Origin of the sequence: Bacillus benzoevorans, assembly GCF_014207535.1 — a bacterium.
In the GTDB taxonomy this organism is placed as follows: Bacteria; Bacillota; Bacilli; order Bacillales; family Cytobacillaceae; genus Bacillus_BD; species Bacillus_BD benzoevorans.
Genome location: NZ_JACHGK010000009.1, coordinates 117,200 through 138,042, shown reverse-complemented (window position 1 = coordinate 138,042; position 20,843 = coordinate 117,200). Strand labels below are relative to the sequence as shown.

22 protein-coding genes are annotated in these 20,843 nt (G+C 43.1%); 11 read left to right on the top strand and 11 right to left on the bottom strand.

From position 1 onward, the window contains the following. Nucleotides 1-89: 89 nt before the first annotated feature. On the bottom strand, nt 90-1,064 hold the full coding sequence (locus tag HNR53_RS13525) for a sporulation protein (RefSeq protein WP_184526861.1): 975 nt from the start codon (nt 1,062-1,064) through the stop codon (nt 90-92). Nucleotides 1,065-1,506: 442 nt separating this feature from the next. Here HNR53_RS13525 and HNR53_RS13520 point away from each other — a divergent pair, with 442 nt between their 5' ends. Next, a complete protein-coding gene (locus HNR53_RS13520) occupies nt 1,507-2,031 on the top strand; it encodes a DUF4352 domain-containing protein (RefSeq protein ID WP_184526858.1) in 525 nt (174 codons plus the stop codon). A gap of 6 nt (nt 2,032-2,037) precedes the next feature. Here HNR53_RS13520 and HNR53_RS13515 read toward each other — a convergent pair whose 3' ends face one another. After that, nucleotides 2,038-2,442, bottom strand: coding sequence for a heme-copper oxidase family protein (locus tag HNR53_RS13515; protein WP_184526856.1), 405 nt, complete (start codon nt 2,440-2,442; stop codon nt 2,038-2,040). Between the two features lie 291 nt (nt 2,443-2,733). On the opposite strand from HNR53_RS13515, the gene HNR53_RS13510 reads away from it, so the two are divergent. After that, complete coding sequence (locus tag HNR53_RS13510; protein ID WP_184526854.1) at nt 2,734-4,131, top strand: hypothetical protein; 1,398 nt, start codon at nt 2,734-2,736, stop codon at nt 4,129-4,131. Nucleotides 4,132-4,181: 50 nt separating this feature from the next. Here the strand turns inward: HNR53_RS13510 and HNR53_RS13505 are convergent, their stop codons facing one another. The 3 genes from HNR53_RS13505 to HNR53_RS13495 form a co-directional block, all read right to left on the bottom strand. Continuing rightward, nucleotides 4,182-4,373 carry a hypothetical protein gene (locus tag HNR53_RS13505; RefSeq protein WP_184526852.1) on the bottom strand — a complete coding sequence of 64 codons (192 nt, stop codon included), beginning with the start codon at nt 4,371-4,373 and terminating at the stop codon, nt 4,182-4,184. Between the two features lie 105 nt (nt 4,374-4,478). Further along, nucleotides 4,479-5,471: a biotin synthase BioB gene (bioB, locus tag HNR53_RS13500; RefSeq protein ID WP_184526850.1), complete on the bottom strand. Its 993-nt coding sequence runs from the start codon at nt 5,469-5,471 to the stop codon at nt 4,479-4,481. A gap of 20 nt (nt 5,472-5,491) precedes the next feature. Continuing rightward, nucleotides 5,492-6,091, bottom strand: a complete 600-nt coding sequence (locus HNR53_RS13495) for a biotin transporter BioY (protein WP_184526848.1) — start codon at nt 6,089-6,091, stop codon at nt 5,492-5,494. A gap of 277 nt (nt 6,092-6,368) precedes the next feature. Here HNR53_RS13495 and HNR53_RS13490 point away from each other — a divergent pair, with 277 nt between their 5' ends. The 3 genes from HNR53_RS13490 to HNR53_RS13480 all read left to right on the top strand — a co-directional run bounded on the left by HNR53_RS13490 (nt 6,369) and on the right by HNR53_RS13480 (nt 10,493). Further along, complete coding sequence (locus tag HNR53_RS13490) at nt 6,369-7,811, top strand: DEAD/DEAH box helicase (RefSeq protein WP_184526846.1); 1,443 nt, start codon at nt 6,369-6,371, stop codon at nt 7,809-7,811. 455 nt (nt 7,812-8,266) lie between these two features. Further along, on the top strand, nt 8,267-9,700 hold the full coding sequence (hydA, locus tag HNR53_RS13485; protein WP_184526844.1) for a dihydropyrimidinase: 1,434 nt from the start codon (nt 8,267-8,269) through the stop codon (nt 9,698-9,700). 40 nt (nt 9,701-9,740) lie between these two features. Next, nucleotides 9,741-10,493, top strand: a complete 753-nt coding sequence (locus HNR53_RS13480; protein WP_184526841.1) for an isochorismatase family protein — start codon at nt 9,741-9,743, stop codon at nt 10,491-10,493. A gap of 246 nt (nt 10,494-10,739) precedes the next feature. Here the strand turns inward: HNR53_RS13480 and HNR53_RS13475 are convergent, their stop codons facing one another. Then, nucleotides 10,740-10,940, bottom strand: coding sequence for a CDGSH iron-sulfur domain-containing protein (locus HNR53_RS13475; protein WP_184526839.1), 201 nt, complete (start codon nt 10,938-10,940; stop codon nt 10,740-10,742). A 137-nt stretch (nt 10,941-11,077) separates the two neighbouring features. Here HNR53_RS13475 and HNR53_RS13470 point away from each other — a divergent pair, with 137 nt between their 5' ends. From HNR53_RS13470 to HNR53_RS13460, 3 genes are read left to right on the top strand one after another with little or no spacing between them, the layout of a single operon-like run. Further along, nucleotides 11,078-11,767 (top strand): helix-turn-helix transcriptional regulator, encoded by a 690-nt coding sequence (locus HNR53_RS13470; protein WP_184526837.1) that lies wholly within the window; start codon nt 11,078-11,080, stop codon nt 11,765-11,767. Between the two features lie 27 nt (nt 11,768-11,794). Next, nucleotides 11,795-12,436, top strand: a complete 642-nt coding sequence (gene folE, locus HNR53_RS13465) for a GTP cyclohydrolase I FolE (protein ID WP_184526835.1) — start codon at nt 11,795-11,797, stop codon at nt 12,434-12,436. Between the two features lie 31 nt (nt 12,437-12,467). After that, nucleotides 12,468-13,229, top strand: coding sequence for an SDR family oxidoreductase (locus HNR53_RS13460; protein WP_184526833.1), 762 nt, complete (start codon nt 12,468-12,470; stop codon nt 13,227-13,229). Nucleotides 13,230-13,607: 378 nt separating this feature from the next. Here the strand turns inward: HNR53_RS13460 and HNR53_RS13455 are convergent, their stop codons facing one another. The 3 genes from HNR53_RS13455 to HNR53_RS13445 all read right to left on the bottom strand — a co-directional run bounded on the left by HNR53_RS13455 (nt 13,608) and on the right by HNR53_RS13445 (nt 16,400). Continuing rightward, the gene (locus HNR53_RS13455; RefSeq protein WP_184526831.1) at nt 13,608-14,720 is read right to left on the bottom strand and encodes a cupin domain-containing protein; all 1,113 of its coding nucleotides are present in this window, start codon (nt 14,718-14,720) and stop codon (nt 13,608-13,610) included. Between the two features lie 226 nt (nt 14,721-14,946). Next, nucleotides 14,947-15,447, bottom strand: a complete 501-nt coding sequence (locus HNR53_RS13450) for a DinB family protein (RefSeq protein ID WP_184526829.1) — start codon at nt 15,445-15,447, stop codon at nt 14,947-14,949. Continuing rightward, nucleotides 15,444-16,400: a fumarylacetoacetate hydrolase family protein gene (locus HNR53_RS13445; protein WP_184526827.1), complete on the bottom strand. Its 957-nt coding sequence runs from the start codon at nt 16,398-16,400 to the stop codon at nt 15,444-15,446. The genes HNR53_RS13450 and HNR53_RS13445 overlap by 4 nt, the downstream gene beginning before the upstream one ends. A gap of 498 nt (nt 16,401-16,898) precedes the next feature. Between HNR53_RS13445 and HNR53_RS13440 the strand changes: the two genes are divergently transcribed. The 3 genes from HNR53_RS13440 (at nt 16,899) to HNR53_RS13430 (ending at nt 18,843) form a co-directional block, all read left to right on the top strand. After that, nucleotides 16,899-17,645 (top strand): IclR family transcriptional regulator, encoded by a 747-nt coding sequence (locus HNR53_RS13440; protein WP_184526825.1) that lies wholly within the window; start codon nt 16,899-16,901, stop codon nt 17,643-17,645. A gap of 361 nt (nt 17,646-18,006) precedes the next feature. After that, entirely contained in the window at nt 18,007-18,330 is a 324-nt protein-coding gene (locus tag HNR53_RS13435; RefSeq protein ID WP_184526823.1) for a hypothetical protein, read from the top strand. Between the two features lie 165 nt (nt 18,331-18,495). Next, a complete protein-coding gene (locus tag HNR53_RS13430) occupies nt 18,496-18,843 on the top strand; it encodes a hypothetical protein (RefSeq protein ID WP_184526821.1) in 348 nt (115 codons plus the stop codon). 412 nt (nt 18,844-19,255) lie between these two features. Here HNR53_RS13430 and HNR53_RS13425 read toward each other — a convergent pair whose 3' ends face one another. Then, a complete protein-coding gene (locus HNR53_RS13425; protein WP_184526819.1) occupies nt 19,256-19,555 on the bottom strand; it encodes a metal-sulfur cluster assembly factor in 300 nt (99 codons plus the stop codon). Between the two features lie 12 nt (nt 19,556-19,567). Further along, entirely contained in the window at nt 19,568-20,821 is a 1,254-nt protein-coding gene (locus tag HNR53_RS13420; protein ID WP_343065335.1) for a hypothetical protein, read from the bottom strand. Nucleotides 20,822-20,843 lie beyond the last annotated feature (22 nt).

The window sequence follows — 20,843 nt, the reverse complement described above, 5'->3', positions numbered from 1 at the left end:
GCGAACAATTGAAATCAAACAAAAGGGCGCAATTCTGGATCAAGAACCAAAGGGCGATACATATTAGGCCTAATATGTATCGCCCTTTGTTAAAACTCATCATCACCGCCAAAGAAATCGCCTAAATCAAAGCCATCATCTTCGCCTTGTTCCGCTGCATCCAATCCCAAATCTTCTGCAGCCCCTTCGAGCAATTCATCCCCAATTAAATCATCCATCAGCTCGCCAATCAGCACGCCGCCAAGAATTCCCATTGCCATCCCGCCGACCATCCCGCCAATGCCGCTGCCATGATGCCCATGGCTGTGATGAGGACGGTAGGAAGTGAAGGATAAGGGGTGCGCATAGGCATGGGGATGATTAACCGCTTCGGCAATAGACTCCTTAAGCAGCTCCGTAACTTGAGATTCGCTGTCTAATAATGATTGTTCAATAAAGAATTCTCGTTTTGCTTCAATTTCATGTAAACCATTCCTGCAGTCGACCTCCATCCAAACACGGACCCCGGACCCTTCATGCGCTAAGCGTAATTCTACTTCATTCACTTGCCCTGCAAAAAGCTGTGTTGGAAAGAAGGAAAATTCCTGGCCGTATTGGTCCACTTTCCCGGAGGTATGCTTTTCTCTGAAGCCTAAGTTCCCTAAAGCATTAAAAATCATTTGTACTTCGTTTGGTACATCAAGCGTGAAATAGTCAATATCGGTACGGTCTACACCGCCGTCAATATCCAGCTGGGTATCAAAGTAATAAGAAATTGCGCCTCTTGAAACCGGCAGATTAGATGGAATTTGATATGTAAACGGAATAACCTTTTGTTCTTTTGGCATGATCACAAAAGCGCCGCTTAATGGAATCGTTTCTACATCACGCACAGCAGACCCTTGTTTTGCTCTAATGCTCAGCATCAAACGGACAGCAAGCGAATTTACCTTTTGTTCTACTTCACCGCCCAGTATGTGAACCTCTCCTTCAAGCAAATCACCCGCTAAATACGGACGATTCGCAAAGCGTAAATCAACAGCTGCAGCCCCTTTGCCAAACCGTGCTAAAAACTTCTTAAACATCAACATCTCTCCCTTAGTCTTTGTCACCATGATTCAAATCATCTCATAAATATGACGAAAAAATAAACGTATTAATACCCATTATCAATTAACTAATACGGAAATAGTTAAAGAAAGTTTCACCAAAATAAAAAATTCTGGACGTCTTAGTGGACGACCGGAAATGTGTCAAATTCAAAATCACCTTTTTCATTTTAGTAGAAAAACAATCCTTCATTAAAAATAATTATGTACCATATTGGGTATAAGAGAAAGCGGAAGGTTCGAAAAAATTCGACAAACAGCTGCGGTTACCCCGAATTTTGTCGACAATAAAGTGTCCCGGATCGCGTTAGACCGGGAATAAATAGGATTTTTTTCCCTTCTAAATAGGGGGATTTATTTTTATTATTATGTTTGTTGGATAATTTTTTACAGATTGAATGGAAGCGGGTGATATTTATTGAAAAGGGTTACTTTAGCCATTTTACTTTTGGTTTCCGTTTTGCTGACCGCAGCTTGTTCTTCCTCCACATCCGTAAATAAGAATCAAAAAGAAGAGAAGGCCGCATTAAGAGATGTTGAAATTAGGCTGAAAAATGTGGAATATATGCTTCCATCTGAAATGGATAAATATGTCGGGCAGCTTGTCTTAAAAATAGATGTTTCGATCAAAAATAATAGAAAAGAAATGATCCATTTTGGCAGCAATGATTTTGAACTGCTGCAGGGAAATACGGAAGCCAGAAGAGCCCTGCCCACTCATATCGTTGAAGTGATTGAGCAAACGAGTCTGGACGCCGGAAAAAGAATAGAAGGCAGCTTATTCTACTATGTTAATAAAGGAGAACCGATTAAACTAGTCTTCACATCCGATCTCAACAAAGACGGGCTCCAGGAAACAAAAGGCTTTATCCTCAAAAACGTCCCTGTAACGCCGCAAATTCTATCGAATGTAAAAACCCCCATCCAATATGGAAGGGGGTAAGTCCCATTAGGCGGAAAAGTCCTTATTGGAACCAATGACATGGTCGACTTTAATTTGTGTGATTAGATTGATCACATAAAGAATCACGCCAACGGCTACAAGAAGTGAGCCGATGATTGTAACAGGGATTAAGGCATTATTTTGCGTTACCAGCTGGATAAATAACGAACCCTGAAAAACAGGTAGACCGATATTATGGAGCCAGAAGTGGGTTTTGGCTAATTTTGTGGCCGCGGCTTTTGGAAAAAGAACATAGATAATGCCGAAGATAGCCATTGAGACCCAGCCTAATAGATTTAAATGTACATGAATAGGGGTTAAAGAAAAATTATGAATAATTCCCATCAAAATACCTAGTAATACAGCGATTAAAAAGTAAACCCCTGCAATTTTGATAAAACGTACTCCCATAAAAGTCCCTTCCTTCGTGATAAAATTTGGATAACATAGAATATTTTACCTAATATATATTAAACTACTGTAATCATAGTGTAAATAGTTTTAAATCTTTTTTCTCGACAAACTAGTAAAAAAGTAATGAATAAAATGACGATCATTTGATAAAAGGGAAGGATAACTTTTGTGTCTTCGCAGCTATTAAAAAAATCCAAAGCACAACGGTCCAGCCTCTCACACCATTTTCCCGCCTCCACATATTCTGTTAATGATAGGCAATACCCCATTAACAGAGGAGGAAAAGCTATGGGCATTGAGCTGACGGCTCTTCATCTCATATATGTACTGTTTATTATTCTGATCATCGGATTCATGGTCTTCAAGAGAGACACGACTCTGATTTGTATAGTTGGCATTTTTGCCATTGCTATGACCGCAACAGGCTCCTTAACCGATTCAATCATCAGCATTTTCAACGGCTTTGTCTACGCCATCACGGAACTGCTGCCCACGATTCTCGTCATTTCCATCATTGTTGCCATGAGCAAAACCCTCACATCGACCGGCATCAATGATGTCATGATTTCACCGGTGGCACGCTTCATCCGTACACCCGCATTAGCTTACTGGATTATCGGGATTGTCATGATGCTGATGTCCTTTTTCTTTTGGCCATCGCCCGCGGTTGCGCTAATCGGTGCTGTCCTTCTGCCGGTCGCAATTCGCGTTGGGTTACCGGCTCTTGCCGTTGCCATGGCGATGAATCTGTTTGGTCACGGCATTGCTTTATCCGGTGACTTCATCATCCAGGCCGCACCCAAGCTGACTGCAGATGCCGCCGGACTTCCCGTGCAGGACGTCATCGGCGCCAGCATCCCGCTCGTCATTGTCATGGGCGTCGTCACGACCATCAGTGCTTTTATTTTGATAAAAAAAGACATGAAGTCGGGACGCTTGAAATTAGATACGGCCCAGAAAACGCCTGAGCACCAGGAAGAAACGGTGCCATTGAAACTGCTCACAGTGGGGCAAAAGCGGCTTTTTGCCATTCTCGTTCCTGTTTTGTTTGCCCTCGATGTAGCAGCGATGGTTCACCTTAAATTGACTGGGGGCAGTGCGACGGCGTTGGTTGGGGGAACCTCGATCTTCATCCTTTTGCTTATTACCCTTTTTAGTCATAAAAATAAAGCCCTCGAGCAAACAACAAGCTATTTAATAGAAGGTTTTCAGTTCGGCTTCAAAGTGTTCGGTCCCGTCATTCCCATCGCCGCGTTCTTCTACCTCGGTGATGCCGGTTTTCATACGATTGTCGGCGACTTCCTGCCAAAAGCATCAAACGGCATTGTCAATGACCTCGGCGTTGCCCTCGCTTCAGCCGTGCCGCTGAGCAAGGAAATTGCCGCCGTCACCTTAACGGCTGTCGGTGCGATCACCGGCCTGGACGGCTCCGGATTTTCTGGGATTTCGCTTGCCGGTTCGATCGCCCATTTATTTGCCACAGCCATTGGCTCCGGCGCCGCCACACTGACGGCATTGGGGCAGATTACTGCGATTTGGGTAGGAGGAGGAACCCTTGTCCCATGGGCACTCATCCCGGCTGCCGCCATCTGTAACGTCGACCCATTCGAACTCGCACGCCGCAATCTTATTCCCGTTCTCATCGGTCTCGCTGCTACTACGATCCTGGCGATATTCCTGATCTAATGAAACTAAAAAAGCTGCCAATCTACTGTAGACCGGCAGCTTTTTCCTAGTTAGCTATTACTTTGGCAGTTTCTCCACCTTAAAAGTGCCCATATTAATGCGATATCGGCCACTTTTCTAATTATATCGGCCAGTTTGGGGTAGATATCGGCCACTTTTCCAATTATATCGGCCAGTTTGAGGCGGATATCGGCCACTTTCAATTTATCGGTCAGTTCGAGACCAATATCGGTCACTTTCACTCAGATATCGGCCTTTCAATAATTTCCGATAACAACCCGCCGGTATCATCTTACCAATGGAGCAAAATACAAAAAGCACGGGATGCATCCCGTGCCTGTACTGCCTTATAGACTTGCCTCAGGCAATTTAATATCAATCTCAAATCCAAGGTCCTTCAGCATTTGATGGTCAGCTGAACTGTCCTGTCCTTCGGTTGTTAAGTAATCGCCAAGGAAGAGGGAGTTCGCCGGATAAAGCCCTAACGGCTGCAGGCTGCGCAGATTCACTTCGCGTCCGCCGGAGATGCGGATTTCCTTCGTCGGATTCACGTAGCGCATCAGTGCCAGCACCTTTAAGCAATAACGCGGTTCCAATTCCGCTGTTTTTTCCAATGGAGTTCCGTCAATCGCATTCAAGAAATTAACCGGAATCGAGTCAGCATCCAATGCTTTCAAACTGAAGGCCATATCGACAATATCCTTCTCTGTTTCGCGCATTCCGATAATCACGCCGGAACATGGAGAAATGCCGGCCTCTTTCGCCGTCATCACTGTATTCACACGGTCTGCATACGTATGGGACGTCGTGATTTGTTCATAATGGTTTGCTGATGTGTTAATATTGTGGTTATAACGGTCAACGCCAGCTTCCTTCAAGCGGGCAGCCTGCTCCGGTTTCAAAATTCCAAGACAGGCGCAAAGGGTTAAAGGATAATCTTGTTTAATCTCTTTAACGGCCTCAATCACCGTATCAATTTCCTTATCGCTCGGACCGCGTCCGCTGGCAACGATACAGTATGTACCAACCTTACTGTCATAAGCCTGCTTCGCACCGGCAACGATCGAGTCTTTGTCGACCATGCGGTATTTTTCAATCGGCGCATTAGAAATGCTTGACTGTGAACAGTAGCCGCAATTTTCCGGACACATTCCGGATTTCGCATTAATAATCTTATTTAACTTCACTTTATTGCCAAAATAATGATGGCGGATGATGTAAGAGCCATGTAAGAGCTCAAGCAATTCTTCATCCGGAGAGTTTAAAATCTCCACTGCCTCCTGATTAGATAATTCCTTCCCATCCAACACCTCTAAAGCTAGTTCCTTCCAGTTCCCCATTGAAAAATACTCCCCTTTCCTTATTTCGTATCTAAGTGTAAATGTTTAAACTGGCCTTTTGTTAAAACGGTTGTCCGTAAGCGATACGCCATGAATCCAGCCACGACGGCTAAAATAATATCCTTCGGCAGCGGAGCAACCATCCACAGCCATGCCATCCCATATGTAAACCCTTCAGGGGCATCCGCCCAAAAACGGTAAGCATAATACATCCAGTTCGTCCCTAAGAAATAATTAATCACGGTTCCAACCAGAGCCGCTAAAACATAAATGCCAACCTTCTTGCTCTTTGCTGTCATTTTGCCCACAACATAGGCTACTAGAATATAAGATAAAATGAATCCAAAAGTTGGTTTCAAAAGAGCCCCAACACCGCCGGTAAACTGAGCAAAAACCGGAATTCCGACAAGACCCATAAACGCATACACCGTTATAGCCAAAGCCCCCAAACGGCCCCCAAGCACCATTCCTGCTAAAATCGCAAAAAATGTCTGCAGCGTAATGGGAACACCGCCAACTACAAGCCCCGGAATTAATGTCGTAATATTCGCCCCAATCGCCATCAACACGACAAACATACTAGCCAAAGTCAACTCAATTGGCCTCAATTTTCCAGCCATAGTTTTCCACCTCTCAATAATTTCCTTAATATAAAGATTATTTTATAAATAAAGACCTGTCAACTAATTTTTGTTAAGGGTTAACAAAGAAACGCGGGGATGGTTCTTGCGTTCCCCCAATATTTCCCATTTAGGGCTCTGTGTTCATGCCGTCAGAAAAGTGGTGAATGTTGGCACCATTTGATATAGTACAAACAGACAAAGAAGAAATCAGCGGGAGTTCGGGTAACACACATACACAACTTCCCGCTTCAAACTAAATAAAAGAGGTTACAAAATGGAACAAGCAACATTTCACGATTTTCACATAAGCGCAGAAATTCTTCAGGCACTCACAGGTCTGGGATACGAAACCCCAACCAAAGTTCAGACTGAGGTTATCCCCTTAGCCTTACAGAATCAAGATCTGCTCGTCAAATCACAGACAGGGAGCGGGAAGACCGCAGCCTATGCGATCCCGATCTGCGAACTCATCGAGTGGGAAGAGAACAAACCGCAATGCCTCGTCCTGACACCAACTCGCGAACTGGCCGCACAGGTGAAAGAGGACTTTACCAATATCGGCCGCTTTAAACGGATCAAAGCCGCAAGCGTGTATGGCAAGCAGCCATTCAACAAACAAAAACTGGAATTAAAGCAAAAGACCCATGTTGTCGTCGGCACACCGGGCCGCGTTCTCGATCATATTGAAAAAGGGACTCTATCTCTCGAAAAGCTGAAATACCTTATCATCGATGAAGCCGATGAAATGTTTAACATGGGGTTCATCGACCAGGTCGAGGACATAATCAGAAACCTCCCGGTAGAGCGAATGACCGCTGTCTTCTCCGCGACCTTTCCCGAAGATGTAAAAAAACTCGCCGAGCAATACATGAAAGAGCCTGTTGAAATCGAGATGGAAGCACAGCAAATTACGGCCAACAAAATTGAACACAGCATGATTGGAGTCAAGGAGGAGGGTAAATTCGACCTGCTCAAAGACCTCACCATCGTTGAGAATCCCGACAGCTGCATCATCTTTTGCCGCACCCAGGAACGGGTCGATGATTTGATGGACAGCCTCGACCGCCTCGGCTACCCCGTTGACAAAATCCACGGCGGCATGTACCAGGAGGACCGTTTTGATGTCATGGATGATTTTAAAAGGGGCGTCTTCCGCTATTTAGCCGCGACCGACGTAGCAGCAAGAGGCATCGATATTGAGGCTGTCTCTCTGGTGATTCAATACGATATACCAATGGAAAAAGAAAGCTATGTCCACCGCATCGGCAGAACCGGTCGTGCCGGCAGGACCGGACGCGCTGTCACGTTCATGACCCCTGCCGAGAAAAGATATTTTGCCGACATTGAACAATATATCGGCTATAAAATCCCAATACAAAAAGCCCCTTCCAAAGAAGAGATTGAAAAGAGGAGGGCGGATTTCCAAGAAAAAATCAACGCCCAGCCTGAGCTGAAAGAAGATAAGAGTGCCAAATTAAACGAAAACATCATGAAGCTCTACTTCAACGGCGGCAAGAAAAAGAAGATCCGCGCTGTCGATTTCGTCGGCACAATCGCGAAAATCGACGGCGTCACAGCGGATGATATTGGCATCATCACGATCCAGGAAAACTCATCTTATGTCGAAATCTTAAACGGCAAAGGTCCCATCGTCCTTCAAGAGATGAAACACACTACCGTAAAAGGAAAACAGCTCAAAGTGCATAAGGCCAGATAACAGGCTGAACGGGAAGAGGGGACAGGTCCACTGCCCCTCAAAAAAAGCCATTTTATAACTATTAAAATGGTTTTTTTCTTATTTACTCGTAAAATATGAGCGTACAGAGTCTATATGCGTGACTATATTCACTGTTATAAAGGTACTATATTATATTATCTCAAAATAATGAACTTTTCTGAAAAAACCTTGAGGGATTAAAGCGTTTTCATTAGAATGAAATTACAAGATCTTGTGAAAAAATAAACAATTTATAAAACATATACTTTTTCAAAAAAGAGCGCACTTAAAAGTATTGAGCCTTTTTCATTATGATGGAAAAAGTTAATATCCTTTTAAAACCAAGAAGCCCCATTTACCTGGTTGTTTTAAGGATAAGACAGCTGTCTGTAAGGATGACTCTATTAAATTCAGGAAAGATTTGTCAAGTCGGAAGGATCGGAAGGACTGATGTAATGGGACTACTGATAAAAAATGGAACAATCATTTCCGCGGTTGATGAATTCGTTGGAGACATTCTAGTCGAAGATGAAAAAATTAAAGAAGTAGGAGTCAATTTATCCGAAGAAGGTCATCAAGTTGTAGATGCTGCCGGAAAATATGTTTTTCCAGGCGGCGTGGATGAACATGTTCACATGGGACCTTTTAACTCTTATTCCTTCGAAACATCGCATGCTGCAGTAGTAGGGGGAACAACAACCATTGTTGACTTTGCTCCTCAATTTAAAGGTATGGGACTTATCGAATCGAAAGATAAACATAATCAAGAAAGAGCTGAAGGAGTTTCTACGGCAGATTATTCATTCCACTCAATGGTCATGGATACTGACGATAAATTAATTGCAGAAATTCCCCATATGGCTGAAAATGGCCTAGCTGCCGTTAAATTTTTTATGGCTTATAACGGTACAGCGTATCATGCAGATGATGAATTGACTTTTAAAGCGATGCAAGTAGCTAGAGATCATGGAATTACTGTTATGCTGCACTGTGAAAATGGCGAACTGATTATTGAATTGGAAAAACAATTAGCCAAAGAAGGCAAAACATTACCAATCAACTGGTCCTATTCAAGACCGCCATTAGTTGAAGACGAAGCAACAAGAAGAGGGATTTACTTAGCCGAGCTGGCTGATTGCCCTGCATTTATTGTTCACGTTACAACTGAAGGGGCAATGAACCATATTAAAGAGGCGCAGGAACGCGGACTATCAGTGTACGGTGAAACATGTACTCACTATTTAATATTAGATGAGTCATACTTAAATACGCCAGATATTGAAGGGGCTAAATTTGTCTGTGCACCGGCATTAAGACCTAAACCTCATCAAGAGGCTTTATGGAAAGCCGTTCGCGAAAACGATCTAATTGCTGTGTCATCTGATCATGCTGCTTACATAGGCGGTTTTGCAGCTAAATCTCAATTTAAATTCCCTAATATTCCACCTGGTGCACCTGGTATGCAAGACCGTCTTGCTATGCTTTGGTCACAAGGTGTTGAAAAAGGCAGAATCTCCCGGCAAAGATTTGTTGAGCTGGCTGCTACAAATCCGGCAAAATTGGCCGGTTTATATCCACAAAAAGGGGTCATTTCACCAGGCGCTGATGCTGATATCGTTATTTTTGACCCTGAATACCGCGGAATCATTACTCATAAGGACAGTTACGAAGGTACTGATTATTCAACTTTCGAAGGGTTTGAAAGAATCGGTATTGCCGACAAAGTTTACTTAAGAGGTAAATTAATGGCGGAACGCGGAAAATTAGTAGGCGAAAAAGGAAATGGTCAATACATTAAAGCGAAACCATACGGATTGGCCTATCAAAATTTTAAAAAAGAAGCGAAAGAAGAGGTTCAAAAAGAAGTAAAAGAATTAGTACATCAATAATCTTTGAAAATAATAACATATTCTAAAGGAGAGAATGATAATGACTAATGCTTTTTACAAAGATAATAATGGGAATTATGCATTTGATACAACCGTACTAGAACAAGCTTTTAAAGAAGCTCGTAAAATTTATAAAGAACGTGGATTTATGCGTGAAATGGGTAAAGGGATTGCTCCGGCTATTACAACAGTTGATATGGCGAAAGCTTGGATGAGCGAAGGACATCCATTTACATGTGAAAAATCAGAAGAAGTTTGCGCCAACGCGCTGAGAGTTTTAGAAGCTGCACGTAAAAATGGTATTCCAATCTTCCATACGACAACTGGTTACGTGGGAGACAGACAATGGGATTTACCACGCTGGGATGAAAAAATTCCTATGAGTGCCTTAGATATTAATACACACTGGCTGGAAATTGACCCTAAGTTAAAACCACAGCCAGAAGAACCGGTTATCCATAAAAAATATGCATCTAACTTCTTCGGTACTCACTTAGCTCAAACATTAACCTACTTGGGAGTAGATACAGTAATCGTTATGGGTGCAACAGCATGTGCTTGTGTACGCCATACTGTAATGGATTCAACAGGATATGGATTTAAGACAATTATTCCAGAAGGAACCATTGGTGACCGTGTACCAGGTGTGGTTGAATGGAACATGTTTGATATGGAAGCTAAATTTGCCGACGTATTAACTGTTGACGAAGTTGTTGAATACCTATTAAGTATCGACAACAGTGTTTATAAAAAACCTGAAAGAAAATTAGATAAAGAACTGGTAACGAATTAATTACTCGAAACACGGGGACGGTTCTACCGTTTCCCTAATATCTTCCATCTTACTTAGACTCTGTAGAGAGACATCTCTGCAGAGTCTTTTCTCGTTCTTCAGAACATAGGTATTAACTAACGTAAAGGTCATGAAACTGTTAGATTCATTTCCGTAAAACAGCTCAAAGTCCACAAAGGACGATAAATTATTCGATAGAATTCGGGGCATCACAGTGCTGCCCCGAATTTTGTGCTGCCCTTAAAATTAATTAGACGCTCTAGGGCTGCTTGCAAAACCGGCTTTTTTATGTGCTCCATCACAAAATGGTTTATTGCTGGACTGACCGCAGCGGCAGAGAAATATTTTTTCCTTTTTCGTGTAATCATTACCAGCAGAATCGCTTAACTGAATGTCGCCAGTCACTACTAGCGGACCATTGTCTAATATTTTAATTTGATTGGCCAAGAAAATCCCTCCCAAAGCTTTTTTGTCCTCCAACTAAATGTATGGCGAATATTCCGCGAATATGTCATTAACCAAGTTTCACAATAATAAACTTGGTAAATATACTGTAGTAATCATAAAGCATGGGGGTTGTGCCATTGAAGCAAAATTTCGATCATCAATCAGAAACCCGCAAGGCCATTCTAATGGCGATAAAACAAACCGGTTCCGAAACGATTGCCAGTTTAGCAGCAAAATTAAAAATATCGGGCGAGGGAGTCAGGCTGTCACTCATGCAGCTTGAAAGAGATGGATTGATTGAACGACAGATAAAAAGAAGCAGCCCTGGGGGAGGCCGGCCAGCAATTAAAGTTTACTTAACTTCAAAAGGAGAAACGCTTTTTCCAAAGCAGTACGATGCCCTCACGATAGAAATCATCGATACCGTGACCCATCAACTCGGAAAGGATGCGTTGAAAAAAATTCTAATCATGATGGCTGAAACCCGAGTAAGAGAATGGGAAGGGAAATTAAGTGGACTTAGTTTGGCTGAGCGAGTCTCCTCTTTAAAGGACCTATATGGAACAGATGATCCATTCATGGATGTGGAATATGCAGGCGAAACGATCCGTCTTATTGAACGAAATTGTCCATTTTATGATGTGGCACTAGAAAGACCTGTACTTTGCAATGTGACTTTATCGACGTTAACTAGATTACTTGGATTTCGCGTTGTGAGGGAGAAAAGTTTTCAAAATGGAGATGGATGCTGTGTTTTTCGAGTCAAAACAGACGAACCAGTAGACAGGAACCTGGATCCATTTTTAGTAGAAGAGGAGAATATTTAAATATTAACAACTAAGAGGGGTGCCAATATGTCTACTGATAATCATTTGTTACTCACGACAAAGTTCCCAAACATTTTCACACAGCATGTAACTGATGCTAAGCAAAAACTATCTCAAGCAAATATTTTCATGGCTGCTATTAAGGAATTGGTTGAATTATGCGGTGATGATCCGAATCGTGATGGATTACAAGAAACTCCTTATCGCGTTCTGAAGGCATTTCTGGAATATACGGAGGGGTACCAAGAGGAGCCGAAAAGTCATTTATTAAAAACGTTCGATGTCAGTCATCAAGAACTTATTTTAGTAAAAAATATCGAGTTTCACTCATTATGTGAGCATCATTTTGCACCGTTCTATGGTGTAGCACACGTTGGGTATATTCCAAATTTAAAAATAACAGGTCTTTCTAAAATAGCAAGATTAGTAGATGGCTATGCAAAAAGATTTCAAGTCCAGGAAAGACTAACCTCTCAAATTACCGAAGCTATAGAGGAAATTCTCGCACCACAAGGGACAATGGTGATCATTGAGGCCACACATATGTGCATGTGTGGAAGAGGAATTAAAAAAACAGGTGCTTCTACGACAACCTCTTCTGTTCGAGGAATATTTGCCCATCAATCTGATGCCCGCGCGGAGTTCTTATCTCTATTACACAAAGATTGAGCCAACCACTATTGACGAAAAGAGGTGTCAAATGAGACATGCCATGATAACAGCAGGAACGAAGGGTCTGGGAAAAAAGACGGCAGAAAAGTTCTTGCAAAAGGGATGTTCCGTTACTGTCAACTATCGAAATGATATCAAGCGTGTCACTGAGTTACAAGAAGAGTGGAAGGGATATCAAGAACGTTTACAGTTTGTGCAGGGAGATATGACCAAAAAAGAGGATATTGTTCGCTTGTTTGAAGAGGTGATGACCCGGTTCGGACGGATTGATCATTTGGTTTGTAACGCAGGACCCTTTATTTTTGCAAGAAAAAAGCTGACCGAATACAGCGATCATGAATGGAAGGAAATAATAGACGGAAACTTAACGGCAGTCTATCATCTTGCTAAATTATCCATTCCGGTCATGAGGCTGCAAAATTTTGGCAGAATCATCACTTATGGCTTTCAGGATGCAGAATCGGCCCCGGGGTGGATTTATCGTTCGGCATTTAGTGCAGCAAAAGTGGGTCTTGTGGCATTAACCAAAACCATTGCCCTGGAGGAAGCGGAACACGGCATTACAGCCAATATGATTTGTCCAGGAGATATAGCTGGAGAAATGAAAGAAGCTGATATCGAGTTTTCGAGGCAAACCAGTGACAAGCGGACACCTATCGGCCGCTCCGGAACAGGTGAAGATATTGCCAGGCTCATTTCATTTTTGTGCGAGGACCATTCAGATATGATCACAGGCAGCGTCATTTCAATAACTGGAGGAATTGATGTTGTGAATCGATATAGAAAATGACCAAAGAATGAATAATTGCACCAAAATCGGGATGAATGGCACCAAAAATTTTTTTATTAAACCAAAAATGCAATAATTGCACCAAATCCTGCAATTATTGCACAAATGAGAATGAGTACAATGAATTATTTTTATCAAAATAAAGAATCTCCCCATCCTGATGCACAGAAATGGAACTTGCACCCCATCGAAACTTGGAGGGTAGGGGAAGCTTGCAATAGAAGCGCAAGAACCATCTCCATGCACCAAAATGGAGAAGCGGGGGAGTCGTTCTGAGACTCCCCAGTTTAATCTAGAACTCTATGAAGGCTTAACATGCAGGGTAAAACCCACCTTGCCTAGTCCTTAACCTTCAATTCCTTCACGGTCTGTCAAAAATTACACCAACACAGGGGCAAATTCAGACTTAACCTCTTGATATCCGTTATTTGTTTCAAGTGGTTGCTGTTTTTCTAAATCAAAGCGTTCCATAATTGGCAGGTCATTGACAGAGAATAGATACGTATTTTGAGACGCACAATGCTCATACCAAGCCCAGTTCGGAATCACGAAGTAATCACCCTTCGTCCAGTCAAAGCGCACGCCGTTAATAATCGAATAGCCCGAACCTTCTTTCACATGGTAAATCGAAGAATGCGTATGGCGCTGTGCTTTTGTATGGAAGCCGTCAGGCAGGAATTGCATCCATGCCGCCATTGTCGGGTTAGCCGTCTGTCCGTTCGATGGGTTAATGTACTCTACACCGAAAGCGTTATATGGGTCAGCATCAAAAGCACGAAGACCCTGCAACGCATCTACAGTACGCTGCCATTTGAAGTTCGCCAGCGGAGCAATCGCTGAATAACGGTCAGACAGCGGACGAACCATACCGCCCTGGTAGCGCAGTTCAGAATAATTATCCGGCACGGAAGGAGCCTCTAGCTGTTCAGGGTAATGGTCAAAGAATGTGCCGGCGATGGAATAAACGGTCGGGATATCCAAGGCATCCATCCACACCATCGGCTCATCGCCTAAATGCTCATGACCATGCCACAAACCTTTTGGCGTAATCAAAAAATCACCTTCTTCAATAAAGACACGCTGACCTTGGACAATGGTGTAAGCACCCTGACCGTCCGTCACAAAGCGAAGCGCATTTTGTGAGTGGCGGTGTGACGGTGCCTTTTCACCCGGAAGCAATAATTGCGCAGCCGCATATACGGTTTGTGTCGTAGAAGCCCAGCCCCAAGGCTCACGGTAAGTTAAGCCGGGATTTTGAAAATAAATTGCCCGGCGCTCACCGCCGCGTTCCGGTGTGAAAATTTCAGCCGCTTCCATTAATTTTTTCTTAATCAGCTCGCCTTTCCACAGATAGGCCTGTGCCTGCGGCTCCGGAGTCTGCTTCATTAAATCCGGAATCGCTTCCCAAAGCGGTCCTAAATGATACTGCTGAATATCCCGCGTAAAGTCCTTTACAATTTGACTCTTCATAAATTCATTTGTTTCTCCCATTACAAACACCCCATTAATAATAAAAAATTTTAAAAGTACTTTGGAAATACGAATGATATTTATCTCGTGCTGTGAAGTTTATAGATTAGAAGAGAATACGCTTTCAGTGGAAAGCAGTGAAGAGGGACAATCCCCGTCTAGGGAAGAGGGGAATCGTCCTCCCCATCATAAATGGGAATTTCCCCTCCATACGGACAAATGTCCATTTTCGGTGCCAGGCACCAATTTAATTTACCTTTGCTAATTTATCTAAATTGCGTTGAATTTGCTTTAAGTGTCCGGCAACATGTTCATCTATAAAATGACCGATAATAAAGGAAACTTGCTTATTTCCGAACTTAGCAAAATTGCGGTGCGGTGATTCAATGTGCAGCTGTTCTTCGCTAAATTCACTCAGTTCAGCCCGGACATAACCGATTAAGGCTTCAACGCCGGCAATCGTTTCGCTGACAGACAATGCATCCGGATTGGCGACAGCCGCGAGACGGTTTGGCTCCTGTAATCCGCGTCCCCATTCTGAGCCCGGTTTTTCAATCACTCTTTTTGCCTCATGAATCCAGTAAGGAGTGGCTTCTTTCACATGAGATAAAATTTGTAAAATAGACCATTCTGCTTCAGACGGTTTCCAGCGAATCGTTTCCTCTGAAAGCACGTTGCATTGCTGGACAATTTGCGTCAATGTGTGCTGAATAGATGCTGAATATTCCTGAACTCTTTTTTCACTCATACGCTGGCACCTACCTTAACAGCTGCTACTTTATTTTCAAGTGCGCCGATTTTATCGATTTCAATGCGGACAACATCCCCGTCTTTTAACCAAACTTGCGGATTACGGGCCACTCCTACGCCTCCTGGTGTACCAGTCAAAATAACATCCCCAGGCTCTAACGTCATTAAGGTAGATAAGAATGAAACTAATTTTTGTGTCGTAAATACTTGGTTTGCTGTATTTGTCCGCTGGCGTTCTTCACCATTTACCGTTAACACCATTTCTAATCCGCTTGGATCCGTTAGTTCATCGGAAGTCACTAACCATGGACCCATTGGCGCACTGCCTTCCACTGTTTTCCCTTGCAGCCATTGCAGGGTGCGGCGCTGAATATCACGGTAAGTCACATCGTTTACGATCGTGTAGCCGGCAACATAATCCAAAGCTTCTTCTTCGGAAACATTGCGGGCCTGTTTGCCAATCACGAAGGTAAACTCAGCTTCGTAATCCAGCTGCTCGGAAATAGGGAAGAATGGAATATCGTCCTGTGGTCCGATAATCGTATTCGCATATTTAGCAAAAATAACTGGGTGCTCCGGAATTTCCCGGCCCATTTCCAAAATATGTTCGCGGTAGTTGTGACCGACGCAAATCATTTTTCCCGGTGCCGGTACCGGCGCTTCCACTTTTACTTCGTCATAAGCATAGATTAGCTTGTGTTTGAAGGAGCCTTCATTTTCCAGGGCATAGGCAATCGCTTCTTTTGCCAGTTCAATGCTTTCTTTTCCACCTTGCAAAAATGCTGTCATTTCAGCTGGTACAAAAGCTTCTGCGATTTGTTCATAGCGGTATTTACCTTGTGCTTGCAGCTGGGCCTGATAAGCATAATTTAAATCAACAACTTGATTGCTTTCTGTTAAAAGAGCACCTGCACGTGAAAATCCATTTTGACTGTATGTGATTAATTTCATAATTTGCAACTTCCCCTCTTTCTTTGTTTCCAATTAGTGTACTTAAGTTACTAATATGATAAACTAATATTCAGATAATTGTCAATAATAAAACTTCTGAAAATATCATCTGCTGAGAAAAATCAGGTATAAGGGGATTTCTTGAATCTTTTTTATTGAAAAATTGCTATACTTTTTAATAAGAGGAAAAGCCTAAGATTAGACTTTCCCGTGTATTCTTTGTTAAGGTTAATCTCAAAATGGACAAACGAGGTAATAGACGGCATTTATTTTTCAAAAAGCTCTGTTAAACTTGATTGTTGATTTCCGTTCCAGGCACTTCGCTTTCCTGCGGGCGACCGACGAGCCTCCTCGACACTTCGTGTCTGCGGGGTCTCGTCTGTCTCGCTTCTCCCGCGGGAGTCTTCGTGCCTTCCGCTCCAATCAACAAGGGACATAAAAATCAACATTGACCTTTAACACAGCCTTTCAAAAAGAAGAGATGTGAGGAGAATAGAGATGGAAGTAGTAAAAAGCAACTCGATGATTCAATCCTTGCAAATCGGGATTGGGATTCTTGAGATTATCGCAGAACAGAACAGACCGTTGAAATTTACGGAAATACAGGAACTGACCGGTATTTCGAAAAGTAATCTATATAAATATATCAATACCTTTGTGCAATCGCAGATCCTCCACCGTGATAGCGAGACCGGATCTTATTTGTTTGGAAGCAAACTAATCAAGTTTGGATTGGTGGCGGCGGATCAGGAGAATGTGCTCGGACGCATTACGCCATACTTGGAAATGCTGAGCAAAAAATCGAATTGTTCGGTAACGTATTCGATCTGGACGGAAAACGGCCCGATGGTGATCAAGCTGTATAACAGTAATGGCGGGTTTAATATCGGGGTTCAGGTCGGTACCATTTTACCGCCTGGCTCTTCGGCAGGAAAAATATTCCTCACCTTTAAGGAGCAGCCCTTAATCAGCGAATGGAAGGAACAGGAATTAGAGGGGATGCCGCTGGAGCAGCGCGAGGCGTTTGAACAAGAGCTGCGAACGATTCGTCAAAGTGAAATCGCCTTTGCGGCAGAACCAATCGTACAGTCCGTTTCATCCGTCTCTTTCCCGGTATTCAACCATCAAAAGCAGTTGATTAGTGCCGTAGCCGTTGTCGGCTTCAATGGTCAAATCCCAAAAACAGAAGACGAACCCTTGAGTCAATATATCAAAGAAATCAGCAAACAAATATCATCCTTCTAAAAAGTGAAGCACATGGATACCTAAACAGGGTTCCGTGCTTCACTTTTTTTATGCAGCAAAACTCACTATGGACGAGATGATTTTTTGAGCTAGAAACCTCAATAAATAGTACAAGCATTTTATTAAATAATGAATATCTATAATTAAGGTTTATTTATGTGAAAAGGAGAAAGTTAAATGAACAGATACCAGGTGCCTGATAGGCATAATGTAAATTGGAATCTTCCTAAATGGTTTTGTTGTGCGAATAAGATTGATAGGAAGCGATGTAAGTGCATAGAAATAGATTGCTGCTGCAGGGTGAAAGTGGAATGCTGTTGCGAAGGAAAAGCAGATTGCTGCTGCAGGCACAAAGAACATTGTGGCTGCAGTCATAAAGAAAATTGCTGCTGTAAATGCAAAGAACATGGCTGTTGTAAGAGTAAAGAACATTGTTGCTGTAGGAATGAAGCAGATTGCTGCTGCCGGCATAGGGAATGCTGCTGTGATCGGAAAGAACATGGCTGTTGTAAATGCAAAGAACATGGCAGTTGCAAATGCAAAGAACATGGCAGTTGTAAATGCAAAGAACATGGCAGTTGCAAATGCAAAGAACATGGCAGTTGCAAATGCAAAGAACATGGCAGTTGTAAATGCAAAGAACATGGCTGCTGCAGGGGCGGAGAAAATGATTGACAAATATTGAAATCATTCATAATAATGCAAAGAGGGCAGGGAGCGGATATCTCCCCTGAACGAAGCATGTATGGAAGCCCTGCCTACTTCGAACGTTCTTCGCAAAAGAAAAGTCAAAGTGATACCCCGAATTTAATTCCAGTTATTGGGGATGATGATAACGAGGAGGGAATGTATGGAACTTGATGGTAATATACTGAAAGACAAGGCCCGAAAGGCAATGAGTAAGTTGAAAGCGAATCTGAAGGAATTCTACTATCATAAGGCCGAAATTCCATCTGCTTCGGTCCAGCAGATGGCTGAGTTCATTCAGCAGCACCCTGACACACAGGTCAGCACGAAAAGCCTCTTGGGCAATACTTATCGCTTCTTCAATCTAAAAATAAACGACGATTATTTTTACTTAGAAACCAATAATAACCGAATTTTACAGCTGGACGGTTTTGCAAACGGAAAGGAATTTGTGTCGTATCGATCCTATCGCGATTCTAATGATTTGCATACACAAATAAAATTGACTTAAAGATAGGAAATAGAAAATTCGCGATCGCAAAAGGTCGGGGCGCCGCTATGACGTCCCGATTTTTGGTGATGCCCAATTTACATGTCCTTCATAAGCGGTATGAAGGACAAAACCGCGCACCAGATCGAAAAAAAGGTCCTTCATAACCCCGGAAATAGCGCTGCAACGCAAAAAACACGAGCACTGCCCGATAAACGGCTGCAGCGCTCGTGCCTAAAAAATATTCTAACCATCGTTAATAAAGCAGGAAGGTTCTCTTGCTCCGAAAAAGGGTTTGGGAAAAGGGGAATGTCTTAACGGATGGGCAAAAGAACCTTCCAGCACCATCAAAATACGGTACAATACATATCAGAGATATGCGGGCAAGACAGAGAGGGAGCGGCTCGAACGAATAAACCGTCCCAGCATCTTACTATCTGCCTAATTGAGCCCTTCCATCCTGCGTCATGTTTTCCGGTGACCATGCCGGTTCCCAGACTAAATGAACATCGGCATTTTGAATCCCTTCCACTTCCTCAAGGCGGGTTTTTACACCGCTGACAATGCTGTCATGAAGCGGGCATCCCGGTGTCGTAAGCGTCATCGTCACCGAAACCGCGCCTTCCTCAGGAAAATCGATATTATAAACTAATCCTAAATCAACCACATTAATATTCAGCTCAGGGTCGTAAACATCCTTCAATGCTTCCAATACTTTCTCTTTTAAATCCATAATTCAAACCTCCTATTTTCGCACAACTTTTCCGATTGAAAAACAAAAGACAACACACGCAACGGCAAAGATCAGCTGGCCCGGGAAATAGACTATCTTGCTTCCGCTAAAAAGACCAACCGCAACACCAATGATGCCAAGCACCAATGCTGAAAAAATCGGGATCGCCGCTTTATCGTTGATCATATCCTTCAGCGTCGGAACATTTTGTTTACCCATTTCCTTGCTGTATTTCGCCGTCCACCAGAGGAACGGAACAATTTTATACAAATAACCAATGATACTGAAAGCAATCCAAATCACGATATAAAGGAACAATAACGGGCCGGCCACTTGGTTAAAATAACCAAACAACGCTGCAATAAATGCCGCTAAATGAATCAATCCGCCGCTGATAATCGCAACAAGGGCAAACATAAAGGAAATGTCGAGCTTCTTCTTGAATCTTTTTTTAATAATGAGCGAAATGTGGTAAGCGAACACGGCAAATCCGGCAAATAGCAAAAATAGTGCCGCAGTCAATAATCCGCTCGATTCAATGAAAAAGGAGACGATTGCCGCGATTAACCCGGCGGCATAAAGAGGATAAACGTACTTCGCCGGAGCCATCGTATAGCCGTGCGACAAAGAAAACATCGGCACCATTTTATAGGAAAAACCGAAAATCAAGAGCGTAAACCAACCGGTGGTACCGAGCAGCACATGGCTTTTAATAATCGCCATATACGTATTCCCATCCATGCCGTATCTCATTCCGGCCAGCATCGTGATGCCGAGAGTGATCGTCGAAAGCAGACAAATCAGTCCTGTTCCGACGTAAAGTGTTAAAATATTCGGCTTCGCCTGTTTCCTTAAGGTCAAGAACATTTGCAAAAGAAACATCAGAATGCCGGTCATGGTCATAATTCCGGGAATCAGCGCACTCCCTGTGTCGTAAAACAACGTATGGGCAAACCAAAAGACTCCCACTGCCGTCACGCCAAATTGAATGAAACCGAATTTTTCACTCCAAATCGGTGTCAGAAAAGCAACAGGCACGAGCTGGTACATCGCCCCCATCGCCACCATCAGCGCCCAGCCCAAAATGAATAAATGAGCCGCTGCCCAAATCCCAGGCACCCGAAAGATGCCATCCGCCATATAATGCCCTTGCAGCAAAAGCAAAGCCTGCGACCCAACTAAGGCCACCATGCTCGTAAAAATAAACGCAAACGGCAACTTAATATTCGTCTCATTGCCAGTCTGTGAAGGATTCAAATACTTCACCTCCCGAAACAGGGGGAAAACA